General features: G+C 59.9%; 24 protein-coding genes. All 24 read right to left on the bottom strand.

All coding sequences use genetic code 11. The annotated features are described in order from the left end of the window. Positions 1 to 42: 42 nt before the first annotated feature. Positions 43 to 1482 (bottom strand): NADH-quinone oxidoreductase subunit NuoN, encoded by a 1440-nt coding sequence (gene nuoN / locus FN828_RS03310; protein ID WP_142491965.1) that lies wholly within the window; start codon positions 1480 to 1482, stop codon positions 43 to 45. A gap of 18 nt (positions 1483 to 1500) precedes the next feature. Further along, positions 1501 to 3045, bottom strand: a complete 1545-nt coding sequence (locus FN828_RS03305) for an NADH-quinone oxidoreductase subunit M (protein WP_142491964.1) — start codon at positions 3043 to 3045, stop codon at positions 1501 to 1503. After that, positions 3045 to 5126, bottom strand: coding sequence for an NADH-quinone oxidoreductase subunit L (nuoL, locus tag FN828_RS03300; RefSeq protein ID WP_142491963.1), 2082 nt, complete (start codon positions 5124 to 5126; stop codon positions 3045 to 3047). Before nuoL ends, FN828_RS03305 begins: the two co-directional genes overlap by 1 nt. 6 nt (positions 5127 to 5132) lie before the next feature. Beyond that, on the bottom strand, positions 5133 to 5438 hold the full coding sequence (nuoK, locus tag FN828_RS03295; RefSeq protein WP_142491962.1) for an NADH-quinone oxidoreductase subunit NuoK: 306 nt from the start codon (positions 5436 to 5438) through the stop codon (positions 5133 to 5135). 35 nt (positions 5439 to 5473) lie between these two features. After that, complete coding sequence (locus FN828_RS03290; protein WP_142491961.1) at positions 5474 to 6082, bottom strand: NADH-quinone oxidoreductase subunit J; 609 nt, start codon at positions 6080 to 6082, stop codon at positions 5474 to 5476. Next, complete coding sequence (locus FN828_RS03285; RefSeq protein WP_142491960.1) at positions 6079 to 6486, bottom strand: carboxymuconolactone decarboxylase family protein; 408 nt, start codon at positions 6484 to 6486, stop codon at positions 6079 to 6081. Before FN828_RS03285 ends, FN828_RS03290 begins: the two co-directional genes overlap by 4 nt. Next, on the bottom strand, positions 6483 to 6977 hold the full coding sequence (gene nuoI / locus FN828_RS03280) for an NADH-quinone oxidoreductase subunit NuoI (protein ID WP_142491959.1): 495 nt from the start codon (positions 6975 to 6977) through the stop codon (positions 6483 to 6485). Before nuoI ends, FN828_RS03285 begins: the two co-directional genes overlap by 4 nt. A gap of 3 nt (positions 6978 to 6980) precedes the next feature. Continuing rightward, positions 6981 to 8021: an NADH-quinone oxidoreductase subunit NuoH gene (nuoH, locus tag FN828_RS03275; RefSeq protein ID WP_142491958.1), complete on the bottom strand. Its 1041-nt coding sequence runs from the start codon at positions 8019 to 8021 to the stop codon at positions 6981 to 6983. A gap of 7 nt (positions 8022 to 8028) precedes the next feature. Continuing rightward, complete coding sequence (locus tag FN828_RS03270; RefSeq protein WP_408033793.1) at positions 8029 to 8418, bottom strand: hypothetical protein; 390 nt, start codon at positions 8416 to 8418, stop codon at positions 8029 to 8031. 2 nt (positions 8419 to 8420) lie between these two features. Further along, a complete protein-coding gene (gene nuoG / locus FN828_RS03265; RefSeq protein ID WP_142491956.1) occupies positions 8421 to 10439 on the bottom strand; it encodes an NADH-quinone oxidoreductase subunit NuoG in 2019 nt (672 codons plus the stop codon). Between the two features lie 6 nt (positions 10440 to 10445). Beyond that, on the bottom strand, positions 10446 to 10850 hold the full coding sequence (locus FN828_RS03260) for a DUF5333 domain-containing protein (protein WP_142491955.1): 405 nt from the start codon (positions 10848 to 10850) through the stop codon (positions 10446 to 10448). Between the two features lie 130 nt (positions 10851 to 10980). Next, positions 10981 to 11313, bottom strand: a complete 333-nt coding sequence (locus FN828_RS03255) for a hypothetical protein (protein ID WP_142491954.1) — start codon at positions 11311 to 11313, stop codon at positions 10981 to 10983. 6 nt (positions 11314 to 11319) lie between these two features. Further along, the gene (nuoF, locus tag FN828_RS03250) at positions 11320 to 12618 is read right to left on the bottom strand and encodes an NADH-quinone oxidoreductase subunit NuoF (RefSeq protein WP_142491953.1); all 1299 of its coding nucleotides are present in this window, start codon (positions 12616 to 12618) and stop codon (positions 11320 to 11322) included. A gap of 4 nt (positions 12619 to 12622) precedes the next feature. Beyond that, the gene (locus FN828_RS03245) at positions 12623 to 12844 is read right to left on the bottom strand and encodes a DUF5337 domain-containing protein (RefSeq protein WP_142491952.1); all 222 of its coding nucleotides are present in this window, start codon (positions 12842 to 12844) and stop codon (positions 12623 to 12625) included. Positions 12845 to 12857: 13 nt separating this feature from the next. After that, positions 12858 to 13937, bottom strand: a complete 1080-nt coding sequence (nuoE, locus tag FN828_RS03240; protein WP_142491951.1) for an NADH-quinone oxidoreductase subunit NuoE — start codon at positions 13935 to 13937, stop codon at positions 12858 to 12860. 86 nt (positions 13938 to 14023) lie between these two features. Next, positions 14024 to 15247, bottom strand: coding sequence for an NADH-quinone oxidoreductase subunit D (locus FN828_RS03235; protein ID WP_185958917.1), 1224 nt, complete (start codon positions 15245 to 15247; stop codon positions 14024 to 14026). Continuing rightward, positions 15247 to 15852 (bottom strand): NADH-quinone oxidoreductase subunit C, encoded by a 606-nt coding sequence (locus tag FN828_RS03230; RefSeq protein ID WP_142491949.1) that lies wholly within the window; start codon positions 15850 to 15852, stop codon positions 15247 to 15249. The genes FN828_RS03235 and FN828_RS03230 overlap by 1 nt, the downstream gene beginning before the upstream one ends. Positions 15853 to 15876: 24 nt before the next feature. Continuing rightward, entirely contained in the window at positions 15877 to 16410 is a 534-nt protein-coding gene (locus tag FN828_RS03225; protein ID WP_235891383.1) for a NuoB/complex I 20 kDa subunit family protein, read from the bottom strand. After that, entirely contained in the window at positions 16401 to 16766 is a 366-nt protein-coding gene (locus FN828_RS03220; RefSeq protein ID WP_142491948.1) for an NADH-quinone oxidoreductase subunit A, read from the bottom strand. The genes FN828_RS03225 and FN828_RS03220 overlap by 10 nt, the downstream gene beginning before the upstream one ends. Before the next feature lie 373 nt (positions 16767 to 17139). After that, positions 17140 to 17919: a crotonase/enoyl-CoA hydratase family protein gene (locus FN828_RS03215; protein ID WP_408033792.1), complete on the bottom strand. Its 780-nt coding sequence runs from the start codon at positions 17917 to 17919 to the stop codon at positions 17140 to 17142. 2 nt (positions 17920 to 17921) lie between these two features. Further along, on the bottom strand, positions 17922 to 18776 hold the full coding sequence (locus FN828_RS03210; protein WP_142491946.1) for a hydroxymethylglutaryl-CoA lyase: 855 nt from the start codon (positions 18774 to 18776) through the stop codon (positions 17922 to 17924). A 73-nt stretch (positions 18777 to 18849) separates the two neighbouring features. Beyond that, positions 18850 to 20793 (bottom strand): ATP-binding protein, encoded by a 1944-nt coding sequence (locus FN828_RS03205; protein ID WP_142491945.1) that lies wholly within the window; start codon positions 20791 to 20793, stop codon positions 18850 to 18852. 83 nt (positions 20794 to 20876) lie between these two features. Next, entirely contained in the window at positions 20877 to 22481 is a 1605-nt protein-coding gene (locus FN828_RS03200; RefSeq protein WP_142491944.1) for a carboxyl transferase domain-containing protein, read from the bottom strand. Then, positions 22478 to 24058, bottom strand: a complete 1581-nt coding sequence (locus FN828_RS03195; RefSeq protein WP_142491943.1) for an AMP-binding protein — start codon at positions 24056 to 24058, stop codon at positions 22478 to 22480. The genes FN828_RS03200 and FN828_RS03195 overlap by 4 nt, the downstream gene beginning before the upstream one ends. Positions 24059 to 24060: the final 2 nt, after the last annotated feature.

Here is a 24060-nt window from a genome sequence, read left to right as displayed (position 1 = left end):
CACCAAGGGCGCGTCACTTTTGATTTTCAACGAAAGGTCCAATCAGTTGACCAGCGTCGCCGCTGCCGCAGCCGCCACGCTTTCGATGCCGAACAGATTGACCACACCGACCAACATCGCCGCAGCCGATGCCATCAGGAACCCCCACAGGATCGGCGAACGGTTTTTATCCAGTGCTTCGCCTTCTTCGCCGAAATACATGTAGTACACGATGCGAATATAGTAGAAGGCACCGATGACCGAGGCGACCACACCCAGCACGGCCAGCCAGATCAGTCCGGCCTCATACGCGGCTTTCAGGACATAGAATTTCCCGAAGAAGCCCACCATCGGCGGCACACCCGCCAGGCTGAACATCAGCACCAGCACGGCCAGCGCCTTGCCGGGTTCGCGTTTGGCGTACATGTTCAGCGCCTTGATGTCGGTCACGGGCTGGCCGTCTTTTTCCATCGACATGATAAAGGCGAAGGTGCCGACATTCATGGTGACATAAATCGCCATGTAGATCAGCAACGCCTGCACACCAAAGGCAGTGCCAGCCGCCAAGCCCATCATCGCATAGCCCATGTGGGCAATCGACGAATAGGCCATCAGCCGTTTGATATTGGTCTGCCCGATCGCAGCCACAGCCCCGACGAACATCGACAGCACCGCCAGCAGCGAAATGATCTGCTGCCAATCGGCGGTAACGCCGCCAAAGGCATCATGCAGCACACGGGCAAACAGGCCCATCGCCGCCATTTTCGGCGCTGTGGCAAAGAATGCCGTGACCGGGGTGGGCGAACCTTCGTAAACGTCCGGCGTCCACATGTGGAACGGCACAGCCGAGATTTTGAAGGACAGACCGGAAATCACGAAAACCAGACCGAACAGCAGCCCCAAGGACGCGTGCCCATCGCTGGCCGCCTGAATGATGCCCGTGAATTGGGTGGTTCCGGCAAAGCCATAGACCAACGACGCCCCATACAGCAGCAGCCCCGAGGACAGCGCACCAAGGACGAAGTATTTCATGCCCGCTTCGGTCGATTTCACACTGTCACGGCGCAGGGCGGCAACAACATAAAGCGACAGGGATTGCAGTTCCAGCCCCATATACAGGGTCATCAGGTCCGCAGCGGATACCATGACCATCATACCAACGGTCGCCAGCACCACCAGCACCGGATATTCAAACCGCAGCAAACCGCGACGGCTCAGGTAGTCTTGGCTCATGACCAATACAGCCGCGCCGCCCAGCAGGATCACAACCTTGGCAAACCGGGCAAAGGCATCGTCGTGATACATGCCGTCAAAGGCCAGATTGTCCCCTGCCCCGCTTAGCCCGATCCACGCCGCAATCAGGACCAGCACCAGCGCCGTAACCCATGTCAGCATAGCCGCCAGACGGTCCTTGCCGGTGTAAACAGCCAGCAACAGCGCCAGCATCGCGTATACCGACAGAAGGATTTCCGGCAGGATAATATTCAGATCAGCCTGGATCATCTCTCAAAGGCTCCCGTTTCAGTGCGATGCGGCGACTTGCGTGGCGGTGTGACCGTCCGCAAGAGCCATGTCATAGTTGTGGACCAGCGCCTCGACCGAGGGGCCAATGATATCGGTGACCAGCGCCGGGTAAATCCCCAGCAACAGGGTCATGAACACCAGCGGCGCAAAGATTGCTTTTTCGCGGGCAGTCATATCCGTGATGGTTTTCAGGCTTTCCTTGATCAGATCGCCAAACACGACCCGGCGATACAGCCACAGCGCATAGGCTGCCGACAGGATCACACCCGACGTTGCCACAGCCGCCACCCAAGTATTCGCCTGGAAAATACCCATCAGCGTCAGGAATTCCCCGATGAAGCCCGAAGTCCCCGGTAGGCCGACGTTGGCCATCGTGAAGAACATGAAGATCAGCGCATAGGCTGGCATCCGGTTCACCAGACCGCCGTAAGCGTCGATGTCACGGGTGTGCATCCGGTCATAGATCACGCCAACGCACAGGAACAACGCGCCAGAGATAAAGCCGTGGCTGATCATCTGGAAAATCGCGCCGTCGATACCCTGCTGATTGGCCGCGAAAATCCCCATCGTCACATAGCCCATGTGAGCCACCGACGAATAAGCGATCAGCTTTTTCATGTCTTCCTGCACCAGCGCCACCAGCGAAGTGTAGACAATCGCAATCACCGACATCCACAGAACCAGCGGCGTCATCACGTCCGCCCCGATGGGGAACATCGGCAGGCTGAACCGCAAGAAACCGTAGCCGCCCATTTTCAGCAGGATCGCCGCCAGCACGACCGAACCCGCGGTCGGTGCCTGAACGTGTGCGTCCGGCAACCAGGTGTGAACCGGCCACATCGGCATTTTCACCGCGAAAGATGCGAAGAACGCCAAGAACATCAGGGTTTGCATCCCGCCGACGACGTGAATCCCCAGAACCGAGAAGCTGTCAGACGCAAAGGTGTGGTTCATCAGCGTCGGAATGTCGGTGGTGCCTGCATCTGCATACATTGCAACCATCGCCACCAGCATCAGCACCGAACCAAGGAAGGTGTAGAGGAAGAACTTGAACGAGGCATAAATCCGGTTCGCGCCGCCCCAGATCCCGATGATCAGGAACATGGGGATCAGCCCTGCTTCGAAGAACAGGTAGAACAGCACCAGATCCAGCGCCATGAACACGCCCAGCATCAGCGTTTCCAGCAGCAGGAAGGCAATCATATATTCCTTCACGCGCTTTTCAACGCCCCAGCTGGCCCAGATCACCAGCGGCATCATGAATGTGGTCAGCATCACGAACAGAACCGAGATACCATCCACACCCATTTTATATTTCATGCCCAGAAGCCATTCCTGCTCCTCGACATATTGGAAGCCGGTATTCGAGGGGTCGAATTCCGCCAGAATGAACAGCGACACCAGAAAGGTGATGGTGGTTGCCACCATCGCCGACCATTTGGCGTTGCGTTGGGCTGCGGCATCCTCGCCCCGCAGGAAGACCGCCAAAATGGCCGCCGCCAGCGCGGGAATGAAGGTGACGATGGAAAGAAGGTTATCCATTATTCCGCCCCTCCGGTGAGCGTCATCCAAGTGATCAGGACAGCGATGCCGATCACCATGGCAAAGGCATAGGTAAAGATGTAACCGGACTGCGCGCGCCCAGCGAGGCGGGTGAAGAAGGGAACGATCCCCATCGCCACACCGTTGATCGACCCGTCGATGACGTCACCGTCACCACGTTTCCACAGGAAGCGACCGATGGCTTTGGCCGGTTGCACAAAGAGGAAGTCGTAAATCTCGTCGAAATACCACTTGTTCAGCAGGAACAGGTACAGCGGGCGCTGAACCTCGGCCAGACGTTTGGGCATTTCCGGGTTCACGATATAGAACCAGAACGCCACCAACAGACCCAGCACCATCGCGATGAACGGGCTGATTTTCACCCATGTCGGGGCGTGGTGGGCTTCATCCATCACATGATTGTCAGGGTGCATAAAGATCGCGCCCTGCGGGGCCATGCCCGATGCGGCACCATGCCCATCTTCGGCTTTGGCTTCGCCATGCGTTGCAGTGGTTTCGCCATGTCCTTCGGCTGCGGCCTCGGCGTGAACCGGGATGCCAAAGAATTTATTCACGGCATTATGGTCGCCAAAGAAGCTGTTATACCAGATCATCCCCGAGAACACCGCCCCAAGCGCCAGAACACCCAGCGGCACCAGCATGATCATCGGGCTTTCATGCGCGTGATCATGGGTGTGTTTATCGCCGCGCGGTTTGCCCCAGAAGGTCAGGAACATCAGGCGCCACGAATAGAACGATGTGAACAAAGCCGCGACAACCAGCATCCAGAAGGCATAACCGCCCTGCGTACCGGCCCATGCGCTTTCGATCACAGCATCCTTGGACAGGAAGCCAGCGAAACCGATATGGGTCAGCGGGATACCAACGCCGGTGATGGCCAGCGTCCCCAGCAGCATCGCCCAGAAAGTATAGGGCAGCTTTTTACGCAGACCGCCATAGTTCCGCATATCCTGTTCATGGTGCATACCGTGGATCACGGACCCCGCCCCAAGGAACAGCATCGCCTTGAAGAACGCGTGCGTGAACAGGTGGAACATCGCGACCGAATAAACACCCACGCCAGCAGCCACGAACATGTAGCCAAGCTGCGACATGGTCGAATAGGCGATCACGCGTTTGATGTCGTTTTGTACCAGACCGATGGTGGCAGCCACAAACGCAGTGGTCGCGCCAAGGAAAGTGATAAAGGCAGTTGCCTCGGGTGCGTATTCCATCAGCGGCGACATGCGGCAGACAAGGAACACACCCGCCGTCACCATGGTGGCCGCGTGGATCAGGGCCGAAACAGGGGTCGGGCCTTCCATAGCGTCCGGCAACCAAGTGTGCAGGAACAGTTGTGCCGATTTACCCATCGCGCCCACGAACAGCAGGAAGGCTAGCAGGTTCGCCGCGTTCCATTCCGTCCACAAGAAGCTGATCTGCGTTTCCGCGATCTGCGGCGCGGCGGCAAAGATATCGTCGAACCGGATGCTATCGGTCAGGAAGAACAGGCCGAAGATCCCCAGCGCGAACCCGAAGTCCCCCACCCGGTTGACCACGAATGCCTTGATCGCAGCAGCGTTGGCCGACGGCTTTTTATAGTAGAAGCCAATCAGCAGATACGAGGCCACACCCACGCCTTCCCAGCCAAAGAACATCTGAACCAAGTTGTCAGACGTCACCAGCATCAGCATGGCGAAGGTAAAGAACGACAGGTAGGCAAAGAACCGGGCCTTGTAGTGTTCGTGATGGCCCCAGTTATCGTCGTGCGCCATATAGCCGAACGAATACAGGTGAACCAAAGCCGACACCGATGTGACAACGATCAGCATGATCGCGGTCAGACGATCCAGCCGGATCGACCATTCGGTGCTCAGGCTGCCGGACTGGATGTAGTCCAGAATATGAATGTGTTTCACATGTTCCGCGTCCAGCCCCAGAAACGTAATCCAAGACAGGATACAGGCCAGAAACAGCAGCCCTGTGGTCACAAGCTGCGCGCCCTTTTCACCAATCAGACGCCAGCCGAACCCGGCAATCAACGCCCCAACCAGCGGGCCAAAGAGGATGATCGTTTCCATTACTCTTTACCCTTTCATGACGTTGACGTCTTCAACGTCAATCGTGCCGCGGTTGCGGAAGAAGACCACCAGAATGGCCAGACCGATGGCCGCTTCTGCGGCGGCAACGGTCAGCACGAACAGCGTGAAAACCTGCCCCACCAAATCCCCCATGAAAGAGGAGAAGGCGACCAGATTGATATTCACCGACAGCAGCATCAATTCGATCGACATCAAGAGGATGATCACGTTCTTCCGGTTCAGGAAGAGGCCAAAGATACCTATGACAAACAGCGCGGACGCCACTGTCAGGTAGTGTTCTATCCCAATCATTTTTCCCTCGGTCCTTATTCTTCCAGTGGCGGGCCTTACAGGCCCTGCCCCGGTTTCACGTCTTTCAGTTCCATAGCCTTGGCCGGATCGCGGTACATCTGCGCCAGAACGTCCTGGCGTTTGATGTCCTTGCGGTGGCGCAGGGTCAGCAGGATTGCCCCGATCATTGCAACCAGCAGGATCAGACCGGCCAGTTGGAACAGCAGGAAGTATTTGTCATACAGCAGCACACCCAGCGCGACGGTGTTTTCCACGCCTTCCGGCGTTACCGCAGTGCGGGCCGCTTCGGCGGTCGCAGACGTTTCCCATGCGCCATAGGCCATGCCCAGTTGCATCAGGATCACCACGCCGATCAGCAATGCCAGCGGCATGTATTTCGCCATTTCGGCCTTCAGTTCGGCAAAATCCACGTCCAGCATCATCACAACGAACAGGAACAGCACCATCACCGCGCCCACATAGACGATCACCAGAAGCATGGCGACGAATTCCGCCCCCAGCAGAACGAACAGCCCGGCCGAGCTGAGGAATGCAAGGATCAGCCACAGCACCGAATGCACCGGGTTACGGCTGATCACGGTGAACAGCCCCCCGATGATGGCGCAGATCGCGAACAGATAGAATGCCAGCGCTGCAATCGTCATTTCGTTTTGTCCTCTTTGTCGTCCATGACATCACGGGCAAGCTGCATCCCCTTGGTCATGGCGGGTATGCCGGCGAACATCGCCATTTGGGCGATCGTCTCGGCGATTTCATCTTTGGTGGCACCCGCCTCCAGGGCGTGGCGTACCGTCATCCGAAAGCCCGTTTCATTCTGGGCTCCCTGCATCGTCAAACCGGCCAGCGTCAGCAAAAGCCGCGTCTTGGCGTCCAGCCCGTCTTTGCTGATCCCCTTACCAAAGGCCATTTCCATGACATCCTTCGGCATGGTCGGCCACAGCGATTCAAACCCTTTCGGAGAAAAGGATTCCAAGGCGGGGTTCATGGCTTTCGCCATGGCCTGCGCCTGCTGCATCAGCATTTCAAACGGGTTGGACTGATCGCTCATCTGTACGGTGCATCCAGTTCAAGGTTGCGGGCGATTTCAGCTTCCCAACGTGCCCCGTTCGCCAGCAGCTTATCCTTGTCATAGAACAGCTCTTCGCGGGTTTCGGTGGCGAATTCAAAATTCGGCCCTTCAACGATTGCGTCCACCGGGCAGGCTTCCTGACAGAAACCGCAGTAGATACATTTCGTCATGTCGATGTCATAGCGCGTGGTGCGGCGCGAACCGTCGTCGCGGGGTTCCGCGTCGATGGTGATCGCCTGCGCCGGGCAAATCGCTTCGCACAGTTTACAGGCGATGCAGCGTTCTTCGCCATTCGGGTAGCGGCGCAGCGCGTGTTCTCCGCGGAAACGGGGCGACAGCGGCCCCTTTTCATGCGGGTAGTTCAGCGTTGCCTTGGGTTTGAAGAAATACTTCATCCCCAGTTGGAACCCTTTGATGAAGTCGGCCAGCAGGAAATATTTGGCCGCGCGTCCATAGTCGATAGATGCCATTGATCAGCCTCCAATCGCCCAGCGGGCATAGGCACCGCCGAAGGCTTCGAATTTTGCAAGGAATGCCACGATGACGACCCAAACCAGCGACATCGGCAGGAACACTTTCCAACCGATCCGCATCAGTTGGTCATAGCGGTAGCGGGGGGTGATCGCCTTTACCATCGCGAAGATGAAGAACACGAACAGCATCTTGCCGATCATCCACAGGATACCATCGGGCAGCCCCGGAATGGGCGACAGCCAGCCCCCAAAGAACAGCAGCGTGGTCAGCGCACACATCAGAACGACAGCCACCAGTTCGCCGATCATGAACAGCAGGAACGGGGTCGAGCTGTATTCAACCTGATACCCGGCCACCAGTTCCGATTCCGCCTCGGGCAGGTCGAACGGGGGGCGGTTGGTTTCAGCCAGCGCCGAGATGAAGAACAGGAACAGCATCGGGAAATGTGGCACCCAGTACCAGCTAAACAGGCCATAGGAACCGTCCTGCGCACGCACGATGTCACCAAAGTTCATCGAGCCGGTCGAAATGATCACGCCGATGATGATCAGGCCAATGCTGACCTCGTAGGAAATCATCTGTGCCGCCGACCGCAGCGACCCAAGGAACGGGTATTTCGAGTTGGACGCCCAGCCCCCCATGATCACGCCGTATACTTCCAGCGAAGACACCGCGAAGACATACAGAATGGCCACGTTGATATCCGACAGCACCCAGCCATCGTTGAACGGGATCACCGCCCAGGCGATCAGCGCCATCACAAGGCTGATCATCGGTGCCAGAAGGAACACCACACGATCCGCCCCGGCGGGGAAGACCACCTCTTTGACGATATATTTCAGGAAGTCGGCGAAACTTTGGAGCAAACCAAAGACACCCACAACGTTGGGGCCGCGCCGCAACTGAACAGCCGCCCAGACCTTCCGGTCAGCATACATCAGGAAGGCAAGCGCTACCAAAAGCGGAAGGACGATCAGGAACACCTGTCCGATGATCACCAGCGCCATACCCAGATATGTGTTAGCAAAGAAATCCGCCATTAGGTCCTCACACCGTCGGTATTCCGTTTTCCGCGCAATGAGCGACGACAACTTCGGCGTCAATCGTCCTCAACCCGCGTGGCAGCGCAGACGAGATGGTGTATACAGCATCCCCCCGCCACAGGCCGCCCTGTTGATCCACATTCGTGCGCACATGGCGCGCGAAACCATATCCCCGGATCAGCGCATATTGTGCAGCCGCACATTCCGCATAATCCGATACATCCTCGCCCGTGCGGGCACCTGTCATGGCAACCTGAAAATTCACCAGATCGCCATCCAGAAGCTGCGTGTCGATCCCCCGATAGTCCGGGCGGAACGGCGCGGCATCAGGCTGTGCTTCGACACAACCAGCCACCGGCACCGCCAGCCCAAGGGATATGACCACAGCGCGCATCATTATTCAGCAGCCACCGGGGTTTCGGCCCGTGCCTTGGCATTGGCTGCCAATTCCCCCATCAGCGCCGACGCGCGGGCAATCGGGTTGGTCAGGTAATGCTGCGCATCCGAAGCAATCGCCAGCTTGAAATCGCCCGCTTTCAGCGGGGCCAGTTCCAGCGGCTGCCATTCGTTTGCCACAACCTGATCAATCCGTGCCAGATGCGGAACCGCTGCGATCAACGCCTGACGCAGTTGCGCCAGTGAATCAAAGGGCAGTGCCGCGCCCAGTTCCGCGCTCAGCGCCCGCAGGATCGCCCAGTTTTCCTTGGCTTCGCCCGGCGCAAAACCGGCACGCATGGCCAGTTGCGGGCGGCCTTCGGTGTTCACGAACAGGCCGTTTTCTTCGGTATAGGCGGCCCCCGGCAGGATGATGTCGGCGCGGTGCGCCCCACGATCCCCGTGGCTGCCCTGATAAATCACGACCGGACCGGCAGCGATGTCCACCTCGTCCGCGCCCAGATTGAACACCGCTTCGGCCCCGTCCAGCGCCTTTTCCAGACCGCCTTCGGTGGCTGCGCCCAGATCCATCGCCCCAACGCGGCTGGCTGCCGAGTGCAGGACCAGCATTTTGCCGCCCAGCTTTTCGGTCAGCGCCTGCGCCTGTGCCAGAACCTTGATGCCGTCGCCTTCGGTGATGGCACCCTGCCCCACGATGACCAACGCGCCTTCGGTTGCGGCAGCATTTGCCGCGGCGTCCATCAGCGCCTCGCGGCCTGCGCCCAGATAGTCGACACCATAGGTCAGATCGGCCTTGGCCCCGATCACGCGGACATCCGTCCCCTTGGCCCAAACCTTGCGGATACGGGCGTTCAGAACCGGGGCTTCATTGCGCGGGTTGGTGCCGATCAGGTAAATCACCTTGGCCGCATCAATATCTTCGATGGCCGCCGTCCCGACATAGGCCGAGCGGTTGCCAGCGGGCAGAACCGCGCCATCGGTGCGGGCTTCAATCGTGCCGCCCAGACCGTCAACGATCTGTTTCAGCGCAAACACAGCCTCGACCGGGGCCAGATCGCCCACCAGTGCGGCCACTTTCTTGCCTTGCATCGCGGCAGCGGCGGCGCTCAGGGCTTCGCCCCAGCTTGCTTTGCGCAGCTTGCCGTTTTCACGGATATACGGCACGTCCAGACGCTGACGGCGCAGGCCGTCCCAGATGAAGCGCGATTTATCCGACAGCCATTCTTCGTTCACGCCATCGTGGTTGCGGGGCATGATCCGCATCACTTCGCGGCCTTTGGTATCCACACGGATGTTACTGCCAAGCGCATCCATCACGTCGATGGTTTCGGTCTTGGTCAGTTCCCACGGACGCGCGGTAAAGGCATACGGCTTCGACACCAGCGCCCCCACCGGGCACAGGTCAATGATGTTGCCCTGCATGTTGGAAACCAGCGTTTCGTTCAGATAGCTGGTGATTTCACTGTCTTCGCCCCGGCCAGTCTGACCCATCTGGGTGATGCCTGCGACTTCGGTCGTGAAGCGCACGCAGCGGGTGCAGGAAATACAGCGGGTCATGTGGGTTTCCACAAGCGGCCCAAGGTTCAGATCGTCCGAGGCCCGCTTGGGTTCGCGGTAACGGCTGAAATCCACCCCATAGGCCATCGCCTGATCCTGAAGATCGCATTCACCGCCCTGATCGCAGATCGGGCAGTCCAGCGGGTGATTGATCAGCAGGAATTCCATCACGCCTTCGCGGGCCTTTTTGACCATCGGCGAATTGGTTTTCACAACCGGCGGCTGGCCTTCCGGCCCCGGACGCAGGTCACGCACCTGCATGGCACAGGATGCTGCGGGTTTGGGCGGGCCGCCCACGACCTCGACCAGGCACATACGGCAGTTGCCCGCAATCGACAGACGTTCATGATAGCAGAAACGCGGCACTTCCACGCCAGCCTGTTCGCAGGCCTGAATCAGGGTCATCGCCCCGTCCACTTCGATCTCGGTCTCGTCGATAATGATCTTGCGTAGGTCAGACATGGGGTCTCACTTTGCTCTCAGTAGTTGGCCGATCCGGGTGGCCTTTGCGATCTCGGACTTGCCAAGGGCGCAAAAGGTTTCCGGAGCGGCATAGCTTACGCCGTTGGCTTTCAGGTAGGCTTCGCCACGGGCGCGCATCCGCGCCTTTTCCGCTTTGGACTCGACGTAGGCCTTTATCTCTTCTTCTGAATATCCCAGATCACGCGCGCGATTTTCCAACGCGTTGATATAGCTCAACGCACGGAACATGCGGGCGGAAATGCTGGGGCATTCCTTGCGGATTTGATCCGCCACGGCGACCGCAAACAGGCCGTCGTCAATTTCCTTTACCTCGCGCAGCGGCGGCAGGGCCGTTGCGAAACTGGCATTTGCCATCAGGATGGCGGCGATCAGGGGCAGCATCATGCGCATGTCATATCTCCTTTCGACACGGGGCAACGGCGCGCGTTTTGCGCCCGCTTTCCCGTGGAAAAGATGGGGCTGTAGGTGCTTGTCATCCAATAACAAGCGCCGTTATCCCCTGATATGACGAAAGATGTCATCATGCTTCGCACCGGCCCCGCAACAGCAGGGTGTCTTGTTCCACCTTTACCTCGCCGTCCGAGGTTTCTTTCACAACCAGCCATTCCAGCTTGGAATTGCCGTAATTCACCACGCAATAGCGGGTTGCTTCATAGCGGCCTGCATCTTCTGCGCCGGTGCGGCTTTGGTTTGCACCTTTCACCGTCACGTCAAACATCTGCGGGTCTTCTTTCACGTCCTTGATCGAGGTCTTGAAAGTATATCCATCGAACAACAGCTTTTCCTTGTTCGACGTTTTCCCACATCCCGCCAAGACGGCCAGACAAACCACACTCAGAACCAGACCACGCATCGCCGCTTACTCCGCCGCAACCGCGCTGACGCGGCCGGTTTTCTGCGCTTTGATCCGATCTTCGATCACATCGCGGAAGTTGCGGATCAGGCCTTGGATCGGCCACGCCGCTGCATCGCCAAGCGCACAAATTGTATGGCCTTCAACCTGTTTGGTCACATCCCACAGCATGTCGATTTCTTCGGGGTTGGCTTCGCCTTTGACCAGACGCTCCATCACCCGCATCATCCAGCCGGTGCCTTCGCGGCAGGGGGTACACTGACCGCAGCTTTCGTGTTTGTAGAATTTCGACAGGCGCCAGATCGCTTTGACGATGTCGGTTTGCTTGTCCATCACGATCACCGCCGCAGTCCCCAGACCCGAGCCAAGCTCGCCGCGCAGGTAATCGAAATCCATGATCGCGTCGCGCATCTTTTCGCCGCGCACACAAGGCACGGACGACCCGCCGGGGATCACCGCCAGCAGGTTATCCCAGCCGCCGCGAATACCACCGCAATGTTTTTCAATCAGTTCTTCAAAGCTGATCGACATCGCTTCTTCGACGACACAGGGATTGTTCACATGGCCGCTGATGGCGAACAGTTTGGTCCCCGCGTTGTTGGGGCGGCCAAATCCGGCGAACCATTCCGGCCCACGGCGCAGAATGGTGGGAACAACGGCAATGGATTCCACGTTGTTCACAGTGGTCGGGCACCCATACAGACCCGCGCCAGCCGGGAACGGCGGCTTCATCCGGGGCATCCCCTTTTTGCCTTCCAGCGATTCAATCAGCGCGGTTTCTTCGCCGCAGATATAGGCGCCAGCGCCGTGATGCAGGAACAGGTCGAAATCCCAACCGGATTTCGCGGCATTCTTGCCCAACAGGCCCGCATCATAAGCTTCGTCGATTGCCGCCTGAAGCGCCTCGCGCTCGCGGATATATTCGCCACGAATATAGATATAGCAGGTATGTGCCTGCATCGCGAAAGAGGCGATCAATGCCCCTTCGATCAGCGTATGCGGATCGTGGCGCATGATTTCGCGGTCTTTACAGGTGCCGGGTTCGGATTCATCCGCGTTGATCACCAGATAAGCCGGGCGACCGTCGCTTTCTTTCGGCATGAAGGACCACTTCAGCCCGGTGGGAAAGCCCGCACCGCCCCGGCCCCGCAGACCGCTGGCTTTCATCTGGTCGATGATCCAGTCGCGGCCCTTCTTGATAATATCGGCAGTGCCATCCCAATGACCACGGGCGCGAGCACCTGCAAGGGTCCGCTCGTGCATCCCGTAGATATTGGTAAAGATACGGTCTTGATCCTTCAGCATCCGATTACCTCTGATCGTTTTGGCGCGCGCGCCAGATTTGATAGATCATCGCAATAGCCAGCACGAAGCCCGCCAAGGCGATCAGGTCGAACAACGCGCGGGTGCGCATATCCAAACCCATTTGTCCGCCGATAAAGGTGGCCAAAACCCAGAACACACCTGTCCCCGCAATCAAAAGCGCCACTTTGCGCCCCTTGCGTGCCAGTTCTGTGTCCCGGTCAGCCATCCGTCATCCAGCCTTAGTACACGTCGCCATCGTCGACGCGCTTGGAAAACTCTGTCTCTTCGCCTGCGGCCAGCTTGGTCGCTTGCTCGATCCAGCCATCGCGCGTGATACGGCCCTTGAATTTCAGACGGTTATCAACCCAAGCGATTTCCGCCTCGGTCCATTTAGCGATCTGGTCAAAGTGATAGAAACCCAGCTCATTCAGGGTTTCTTCCAGCTTCGGGCCAACGCCCTTGATCTTTTTCAGATCGTCCGCCCCACCCTCGCGGGCAGCGGTCAGCAGTTCGGGCTGCGCTTCCTCGATCTCGGGTTCTGCCGCTTCGGCAACAGGTGCGGGTTTGGGCGCTTCTGCCGGGGTTTCAGCCGGGGCAGTCGCCTTGTTTGCACCTTTCAGCCACGGGGTCAGCAGCGGCACCTCGGTTCCGTCGATCCGCTTGATCGAATCGCCAATATCCGTCGCCAGTTGCGCCGATGCGTTATACTTGGTGTGGCCGCTGTCGAATTCCTTCAGCGCGGTCAGACCGCCCCGCGGTTCGGCTGCGAAACGGCCATTCTGCGGCCCCGGCACCGGCACCTTGCCAGCCGCCATATCGTCCAGCATTTGCGCGAAGCCTTCAGCGGTCAGATCCTCGAAATAGTCCTTGCCGATCTGAGCCATAGGCGCATTGGTACATGCGCCGAGACATTCGACCTCTTCCCACGAAAACTTGCCATCCGCCGAAAGCGTATGGGGCGTCGGGGCGATTTTTTCCTTGCAGACCGCGATCAAATCCTCGGCCCCGCAGATCATGCAGGACGTGGTGCCGCAAATCTGAATATGGGCCACCGATCCGACCGGCTGCAACTGGAACATGAAGTAGAACGTCGCCACTTCCAGCGCCCGGATATAGGCCATGCCCAGCATTTCCGCGACATGTTCAATCGCCGGGCGGGTCAGCCAGCCTTCTTGTTCCTGCGCACGCCACAACAGCGGGATAATCGCCGATTGCTGACGCCCTTCGGGGTATTTGGTGATCTGCGCCTCGGCCCATTTCTGGTTGGCCGGGGTGAAGGCAAAGCTGGCGGGTTGGTCTTTGTGAAGACGGCGAAGCATGACTTAGATCCCTTCGGCTGCGGGGCGACGTTGGGCGCCTCCGGCGGGAGTATTTTCATCAGAAAGAAGCACAGGGCGCATCGGCATCAGCGGTCCACCTCCCCGAACACGATGTCCATCGTGCCGATGATGGCGGCCACATCGGCCAACTGGTGACCGCCCGCGACGTGATCCATTGCTTGCAGGTGCAGATACCCCGGCGCACGCAGTTTTGCGCGGTAGGGTTTGTTGCTGCCATCTGCCACCAGATACACGCCAAACTCGCCCTTGGGGGCCTCGACCGAGGCGTAAACTTCGCCAGCGGGAACGTGGAACCCTTCGGTGTACAGTTTGAAGTGATGGATCAGCGATTCCATCGAGGTCTTCATATCCCCACGCTTCGGCGGGGTCAGTTTACCACGCGCCAGCACGTCGCCGGTGGCTTCGCGCAGCTTGGCAATGGCCTGACGGATGATGCTGGTGGACTGGCGCATTTCTTCCATGCGGCACAGGTAACGGTCGTAACAGTCGCCGTTTTTACCCACCGGAATCTGGAAATCGAATTCGTCATAGCATTCATAGGGCTGCGCGCGGCGCAAATCCCATGCCAGACCGGACCCGCGCACCATAACGCCCGAGAAGCCATATTTCTGAATGTCTTCTTCGGTCACGACGCCGATATCGCAGTTCCGCTGTTTGAAAATGCGGTTTTCGCTCAGCAGCCCATCAATATCATCCAGAACACTGGGGAATTCGATGGCCCATTCTTCGATATCGTCCAGCAGATCATCCGGCAGATCCTGATGCACACCGCCGGGGCGGAAATAGGCCGCGTGCAAACGCGCCCCACAAGCGCGTTCGTAGAAGATCATCAGCTTCTCGCGCTCTTCAAAGCCCCACAGCGGCGGGGTCAGGGCACCAACGTCCATCGCCTGCGTGGTCACGTTCAGCAGGTGGTTCAGCACCCGGCCGATTTCCGAGTACAGAACGCGGATCAACGAGGCCCGGCGCGGAACTTCAACGCCAGTCAGCTTTTCAATCGCCAGACACCAAGCATGTTCCTGGTTCATCGGGGCCACATAGTCCAGACGATCCAGATACGGCAGGTTTTGCAGATAGGTCCGCGATTCCATCAGCTTTTCGGTGCCACGGTGCAGCAGGCCGATATGCGGGTCGCAGCGTTCCACGATCTCGCCGTCCAGTTCCAGCACCAGACGCAGCACACCGTGCGCCGCCGGGTGCTGCGGACCAAAGTTGATGTTGAAGTTACGGATTTTCTGTTCGCCGCTCAGGGCGTCCACGCTGCCGTCGTCAAACTTCGAGCCGTCCATCACTTGGCCTCCGTCTTTTCATCGCCGGGCAGGATGTATTCGGCACCTTCCCACGGCGACATGAAATCAAACTGACGATATTCCTGAACCAGCTTTACGGGTTCATAAACCACACGCTTTTGCGCCTCGTCATAGCGAACCTCGGTATAGCCCGTGGTCGGGAAATCCTTGCGCAGCGGGTGGCCGCGGAACCCGTAATCCGTCAGCAAACGCCGCAAGTCCGGGTGGCCGGTGAACAGGATGCCGAACATGTCGAACACTTCGCGTTCAAACCAGTTTGCGCTGGGATGCACATCGGTGATCGAGGCCACCATTTCATCCTCGCGCACAGAAACCCGCAGGCGGATGCGCTGGTTCTGATACATCGACAGGAAGTGGTAGACCACATCGAACCGCTTGGCGCGGTCGGGGTAATCCACGGCTGTGATGTCCACCAAGGACGAAAATTTACAGGTCGGATCGGTTTTCAGAAACTCGACGAAATCCACGATTTTGCCGGGAACCACGTCGATGTTCAGTTCGCCAAAAGCCACATCCCAGCCGATCACGTCATCGGTGCGTTTCAGCTCGATATGGGTGGCCAGTTCTGTCAGCGCGTCACTCATCAGTCTTATCCTTCCAGCCGTGGCTTAGCGCACGATCGTGCCAGTACGGCGGATCTTGCGGGCCAGCTGCATGAACCCGTACAGCAGCGCCTCGGCGGTCGGGGGACAGCCGGGAACATACACATCCACAGGTACGATCCGGTCACAACCGCGCACCACCGAATAGCTGTAGTGGTAATACCCCCCACCATTCGCACAGGACCCCATCGAGATCACATAACGCGGTTCGGGCATCTGGTCGTAAACCTTGCGCAGCGCCGGGGCCATTTTATTGGTCAGCGTTCCGGCCACGATCATCACATCGGACTGGCGCGGGGACGCACGCGGCGCGATCCCGAACCGTTCAGCGTCATACCGCGGCATAGAGGTGTGCATCATTTCAACAGCGCAGCACGCCAGACCAAAGGTCATCCAGTGCAAGCTGCCGGTCCGGCCCCAGTTGATGATGTCATCGACCGTGGTTAGCAGGAAACCCTTGTCCTGAAGCTCACGATTCAATTCCTGCGTGGCGACTTCGCGATCGAAGCCAGCCGTATTCGCGCCGGTCATCACTCCCATTCCAAGGCCCCTTTCTTCCACTCATAGGCAAAGCCAGCGGTCAGCACGCCCAGGAAAACCATCATCGACCAGAAGCCCACCATGGAAATGTCCTTGAAGGCGACGGCCCACGGGAACAGGAACGCGATTTCCAGATCGAAGATGATGAACAGGATCGACACCAGATAGAACCGGACATCGAATTTCATCCGCGCGTCATCGAATGCGTTGAACCCACATTCGTAGGCAGACACCTTTTCCGGGTCCGGGTTACGGACCGCCAGAACAACGGCTGCAAGGATAAGAACAAGGCCAAGAGCAATGGCGATGGCCAGAAAGACGAGAATGGGAAGGTATTCCCTCAACATCTCTTCCACGAGTGGCTCCTTTCATGCGCAGGGGCGCAGTCAGTAGGCTGATTTTGCTAGGCCGGGTTTACTCCTGCGCCCCTTCGGGGTCAACCGAACCCGCGACACATTCAACTATGTGAAGATGAGCGGATTTCTGCGGGTATACAACGGCACACAACACTGTTTCTCGTTGCACTGCGGCAATTCGCCAAAAGTTTTTTCGCTGCAATCCGCCCATTTGGCCCAGAGTTTCGCAAAGCCTGCGCGAATCTTCTGGCTGGGGCATGACGTGATTCTAGGCAAAGTGATGCGCGACATACATATTTTCCAATAAAAAAACGGCGCGATCCCCCGCGCCGTTTTTCCCGCAAAGCGGTAGAGATTCGTTTTGGGACGGCGCTCAGCCCTGCCAGTTTGGTTTACGCTTGCCAAAAAATGCTGCGATGCCCTCAGGGGCTTCTGCCCCTTCCCAACAGGCCGCCAGTTCGCCGATCGTGTGGCGGATCGTGTCCTCGTCAATGCGCGGGCCAAGGGTGCGCAACAACGCCTTGGCGCGGGCCACGGCACCGGGGGCGCAGTCCAGATAGGGGGCGACTTCGGCCTCGATGGCAGCATTCAGATCATCCGCCGGGACCGCGCGGGCCAACAGGCCCAGATTGACCGCTTCTGCCGCCTCGAACCGGCGGCCAGACATGAATACCCGACGCGCATTCGCTTCGCCCATACGGGCGCAGACATAGGGACCAATGGTGGCCGGGATCAGCCCCAGCCGGGTTTCCGTCAGCCCCATCAGAACGCTATCGGACCCAATGGCGATATCGCACACGCTGGCCATGCCGACACCACCGCCAAACGCATTGCCCTGCACCCGCCCGATCAACGGTTTGGGCAGCGTGTTCAGCGCCTGAAGCATCCACGCCAGCTTGCCCGCTTCTTCCATGCGCACGGCGGGGTCTGCCTCGAACTGTTCACGCATCCAGCCCAGATCACCGCCCGCGCAAAAGCTTTTGCCCTTTGCGGCCAGCACCACCACGCGCACGCTGTCATCCGCGCCCAGCTCATCCGTGGCCCTGTGCAGCTCTGCGATCATCTGCGCCGACAGCGCGTTATGCTTTTCCGCACGATCCAGCCACAGGGTTGCCACCCCGCGCCCATCGCGTTCAATGGATACCGTTTCCATGCTCATTTCCCCCGCATGGCAAGGGCCATCGCCCCCGCCGTTTCCAGAATTTCGGCATTCAGCCCTGTGGTATAACCCAGCTCGATCAGCCGCGCGTTGACCAGTTCCGTCGCGACATTGCCCTCGGCCCCCGGCGCAAAGGGACAACCGCCCAAGCCCCCCACGGCGGCATCGAACACCCGCAGACCTTTTTCCAGCGATACCTCGATATTGGCCAGCGCCCGGCCAGCCGTGTCATGGTAATGCCCCGCCAGACGTTGCGCCGGAACCACCGTCAGCACCGCGTCCAGCATCGCGCCAATGCTTTCGGGCGTCCCCTGCCCGATTGAATCGCCAAGGCTGATTTCGTAACAGCCCATCGCATCCAGTTCCGCCGCAACCCGTGCCACCGCCTGCGGATCAACCGGCCCATCATAAGGGCAGTCCGTCACACAGGAAATATAGCCCCGTACAGGAATGCCCGCCGCCTTGGCAGTCTCTGCCACCGGGCGGAAGCGGTTCAGACTTTCGGCAATCGTCGCGTTGATATTGGCCTTGGAAAATCCTTCGGACGCGGACCCGAAAATCGCCACCTCGTCCGCCTTCGCGGCCAAGGCCCGCTCCAACCCCTGCATATTCGGTGTCAGCGCCGCATAGGACACCCCCGGCGCACGGGTGATCCCGGCCAAGACCTCGGCGCTGTCAGCCATTTGCGGCACCCATTTGGGGCTGACGAAACTGGCAATTTCAATCCGCTTGAACCCCGCCCCGGACAGGCAATCCACCAGCGCCACTTTCTCGGACGTGGGGATCATCCGCTTTTCGTTCTGCAACCCGTCACGTGGGCCAACCTCGAAAATCTCTACATACTCAGCCATCTGCGCCCTGCCTTCATCTTGCCCCAAATACTCGAATTCCGCCGCCCGGCCACATAGCGACCGGGCGAAGGGATTATTCCCCGTCTTCGTCTTCCAGACGGATCAGTGCCGCCCCGGCCTCGACCTGTGCGCCCGCTTCGGTCAGCACTTCGGCCACGATCCCATCACGGGCCGCCAACAAGGAATGTTCCATCTTCATCGCTTCCAGAATGGCCAGACGGTCACCCGCCGCCACCTGCTGCCCCGCCGTGGCGAAAACCGCTTTGACCAGACCGGGCATAGGCGCTTCGATCACATTGCCAGCCGCCCCGGCGCTGGCCGCGCGGTCCAGCGGATCAACCTGCCGGAAGGCCAGACCGTAATCGGCAAACAGCGTGATCACATCGCCCGCCTGCGTCCAATCCGATGCCTTGACCCCGTCAAAGGCCCAGCCATCTGCACCATGCGATGCGGTGACGTCCTGCCCCGCAACACGGATCACCGCCGCCCCCGGCCCGCGCAGCATCACGCTGACCTCCAGCGGTTCACCATCGCGTTCCAGCGCTACCTCGCGCCAGCTGGCACCCCACAGGCTGAACCCCTGATCCCAGTCGGGGGCGTTCAGCAGCCCCAACGCCGCCAAGGCCGCCTGCGCCACCACCTGCGGGGCCATCTCAGGTGCCGCAGTCAAGGCGTCCAGATCGCGGGCAATCAGCCCGGTATCCACCTCGCCCGCAGCGAAACCTTCGTGCGCGCACAGCGCCCCAAGGAAGGCCAGATTCGTCACCGTCCCCGCGACCTGCGTGGTTTCCAACGCCTGCGCCATCTGCTTCAGCGCGATTTCGCGGGTCGGGCCGTGGGTGATGACCTTGGCAATCATTGGATCATAAAACGGGCTGATCGTATCGCCCGACCGCACGCCACTGTCAGCCCGGCACGAGGACGGGAAAGACAGATGCGACAGCGTGCCGGTGGCAGGCAGGAACCCCTTCGGCACGTCCTCGGCATAAAGGCGGCTTTCAAAGGCGTGGCCGTTGATCGTCAGCTCTTCCTGCACCTTTGGCAGCCCCTCGCCCGATGCCACACGCAATTGCCATTCAACCAGATCGACGCCCGTTATCGCCTCGGTCACGGGATGTTCGACCTGAAGGCGGGTGTTCATTTCCATGAACCAGAACCCATCGGGGCGCAGCCCACGGCTGCCGTCCACGATAAATTCAATCGTTCCCGCGCCCTTATAGCCAATCGCCTGCGCCGCCCGCACAGCGGCATGACCCATCGCATCGCGCATTTCCGCGGTCATGCCGGGGGCCGGGGCTTCTTCGATCACTTTCTGGTGGCGGCGCTGCAAGGAACAATCGCGTTCGAACAGATGCACCGCTGTTTCGCCATCGCCAAAAACCTGCACTTCGATATGGCGGGGCTGCTGGATGTATTTTTCGATCAGCACATCCGGGTTGCCGAATGCGGTCCGCGCTTCGCCCTGTGCGCTGGCCAGCGCATCGGCGAAATCCTCGGGCCGTTCGACCAGACGCATCCCCTTGCCGCCACCGCCTGCCACGGCCTTGATCAGCACCGGATACCCGATGGTATCGGCTGCGCCAGACAGGTGTTCAGGGTCTTGGTTGGCCCCGTGATACCCCGGCACCACCGGCACACCGGCCTGTTCCATCAAAACCTTGGCGGCATCCTTCAGGCCCATCTTGCGGATGGCATCCGCCGAGGGGCCGATGAACACCAGCCCCGCCGCCTGCACCGCATCCACGAAATCCGGGTTTTCCGACAGGAAGCCATAGCCGGGATGGATCGCCTGCGCGCCGGTATCCAGCGCGGCCTGAATGATACGCTCGCCCCGCAGATAGCTGTCCGCCGGGGCCGACCCGCCGATATGCACCGCCTGATCCGCAGCGGCCACATGCGCGGCCTGCGCGTCGGCGTCGGAATACACGGCCACCACCTTGACACCCAGCTTGCGGGCGGTTGCAGCAACCCGGCAGGCGATTTCGCCCCGGTTGGCAATCAGGATCTTGTCAAACATCTGTTCGGTCCTTTCCTTTGGGGAAAACCGGGGGCCAGCCCCCGGACCCCCGGAGTATTTTTGGCAAGATGAAAGTGCCGGGATTACATACGGAACACGCCAAAGCGCGTGTCTTCGATCGGGGCGTTCAGCGTGGCGCTAAGCGACAGCGCCAGCACATCGCGGGTTTTGCGCGGGTCCACAACGCCATCGTCCCAAAGCCGTGCCGAGGCATAAAGCGGATGGGATTGTTCCTCGAACATCTCGATCGTGGGGCGCTTGAATTCAGCCTCATCCTCGGCCGACCATGTGCCGCCCGCGCGTTCGATCCCGTCGCGTTTCACCGTCGCCAGCACGCCCGCTGCCTGTTCGCCCCCCATCACGCTGATGCGGCTGTTGGGCCAGCTCCACAGGAAGCGCGGGGAATAGGCGCGGCCCGCCATGCCATAGTTGCCCGCCCCGAAAGAGCCACCCACCAGCATGGTGATTTTCGGCACCTTGGTGGTGGCCACCGCCGTCACCATTTTCGCACCATGACGCGCGATGCCTTCGTTTTCATATTTACGGCCCACCATGAAGCCGGTGATGTTTTGCAAGAACACCAGCGGGATTTTGCGCTGGCTGCACAGTTCCACGAAATGCGCGCCCTTTTGGGCCGCTTCGGAAAACAGCACGCCATTGTTGGCGACGATCCCCACCGGGCAGCCTTTGACATGGGCGAACCCCGTCACCAGCGTTTCCCCGAAGCGCGGCTTGAATTCATCAAAGCGCGAACCGTCCACGGTGCGGGCGATCACCTCGCGGATGTCGTATGGTGTGCGCAGATCAGCGGGGACGACGCCCAGGATTTCCTCGGGGTCGTACAGCGGTTCCTCGGAGGATTGCCATTGCACCGTGGCGGGTTTGGCGCGGTTCAGATGGCTGACCGCCCGGCGGGCCAGCGCGATGGCATGGGCGTCATCCTCGGCCAGATAATCGGCCACACCGGACAGGCGGGTATGCACATCGCCGCCGCCCAGATCCTCGGCTGTCACTACCTCGCCCGTTGCGGCCTTGACCAGCGGCGGACCGGCCAGAAAGATCGTGCCCTGTTCCTTGACGATGATCGTCACGTCCGACATCGCAGGCACATAGGCCCCCCCCGCCGTACAAGACCCCATCACAACAGCGATTTGCGGAATGCCCTTGGCCGACATATTCGCCTGATTGAAAAAGATACGGCCAAAGTGGTCGCGATCCGGGAACACCTCGTCCTGTTGCGGCAGGTTGGCCCCGCCGCTGTCCACCAGATAGATACAGGGCAGGTTGTTCTGTTCGGCGATTTCCTGCGCGCGCAGGTGCTTTTTCACCGTCATCGGATAATAGGTGCCGCCCTTCACGGTGGCATCATTACACACGATCATGCACTCATGCCCTGCCACGCGCCCGATCCCGGCAATCACCCCCGCGCTGGGGGCGGCATTGTCATACATGTTATGCGCTGCTGTCGCGCCAATTTCCAAAAAGGGCGAGTCCGCGTCCAGCAGCGCCTGCACACGACGGCGCGGCAGCATCTTGCCACGGGATTCGTGCCGCGCACGGGATTTTTCGCCCCCGCCCAGACGCGCCGCCTCGGCAGCCTCCTGAACCACCTTCAAAGCCTCCAGATGGCCGCTCCGGTTGGTCTGAAATGTCTCGGAAGACGGAATTGCAGATGAGGAGAGTTTCATTTCAATGCCTCCGTTTCGCGGGTTGCCCGCGCTTTGAGTTCCTTGCGGATCACCTTGCCCGTCACCGTCATCGGCAGGGCGTCAAGAAATCCGATTTCCCTTGGATAAGAATGCTTTGCGACACGATCCTTGACGAAGGTCTGCAAATCCGCGGCCAGTGCCTCGGATGGCGCGAAACCCGGTTTCAGCACCACATAGGCCTTTACGATTTCCGTGCGCAGCGGATCGGGCTTGCCGATCACCCCCACCGTTGCCACCGCAGGGTGGCGCAGCAGGCAGTCTTCGATCTCGGACGGGCCGATGCGATACCCTGCGCTGGTGATCACGTCATCCTCGCGCCCGACAAAGCGCAGGAAATCACCATCCCAAATGCCCCGGTCGCCGGTCAGCATCCAGTCGCCCCGGAAATTTTCCGCCGTGGCCTCGGGGCGGTTCCAGTAGCCCAGCATCATGCTGGCCGCCCCCGTGCGGATCGCCACATCGCCTTCGGCCTGCGTGGGCTGACCGTTTTCATCCAGCACCGCGATGTCAAAGCCCGGCGCAGGTTTTCCGATGCACCCCGGTTTCGCCGCGAACAGCCCCCCGCAAGAGGACGCAACCATATTGCATTCGGTCTGGCCGTAAAATTCGTTGATCGCCACGCCAAAGGCACCCTGCCCCCACGCCAGCATTTCCGCGCCCAGCGGTTCGCCACCGGATGCCACGGATCGCAGACCGGCAATCGCGGCATCTTCGGCCTTCAGCATCCGCAGCGCTGTGGGCGGGAAAAACACGTTGCGCACGCCGCCCTCGGCCACGATGCGCTGACATTCGTTCACGGTAAATTTATCCATCCGGGCGGCCACGACAGGCACCCCCAGCGCCAGCCCCGGCATCAGCACATCGAACAGCCCGCCGATCCATGCCCAATCCGCCGGGGTCCACAGGCAATCCCCGCCCCGTCCCAGAAAATCATGGCTGACCTCAACCCCCGGCAAATGCCCGATCAACACCCGATGGCCGTGCAACGCGCCCTTGGGTGCGCCGGTGGTGCCGCTGGTATAAATCAGAACGGCAGGGTCTTCTGGTCCGGTGTCGGCAGCCTCGAACGGGGTGTCTGCCAGCGCCAGCGTTTCGGGAACGATCTGTCCGCGCCCCGTGGAATCCGACAGCCATTGCCGCAGGCCATCCGTGCCTTCGGGATCAGAAATGACCCACGTCACCCCGGCGTCTTCCAACCGGGTAATCAGCGCCTCGACCCCGAACAGCTTGAACAGCGGGATCGAAATCGCGCCCAGCTTCCAGCAGGCAATATGTGCCGCCGCCGTCCACGGGGATTGCGACCGCAACACCCCCACGCGGTCGCCGCGCTGCACGCCCTTGGCCTGCAAGTCTAACGCCAGTGTGTCCGCCATGCGGCGCAGCGCGGCATAGCTGATCTTTTGCCGCGCCCCGCCCGTCATATCAATAATCGCCACCCGGTCAGGAGCGCGCACGGCCCAGTCATCGCAGACCTGCCGTGCCATGTTCAGCCGCGCCGGGACATCCCACCGGAATCCCCGCACCAGCGTCGCATAATCCTCCTCCCGCGTCAGCATGG

Origin of the sequence: Thalassovita litoralis (genome assembly GCF_900182725.1) — a bacterium.
GTDB classification, from domain to species: domain Bacteria; phylum Pseudomonadota; class Alphaproteobacteria; order Rhodobacterales; family Rhodobacteraceae; genus Thalassobius; species Thalassobius litoralis.
The sequence above is the reverse complement of the archived record's forward strand: the minus strand, read 5'-3'. Positions and strand labels throughout refer to the sequence as shown.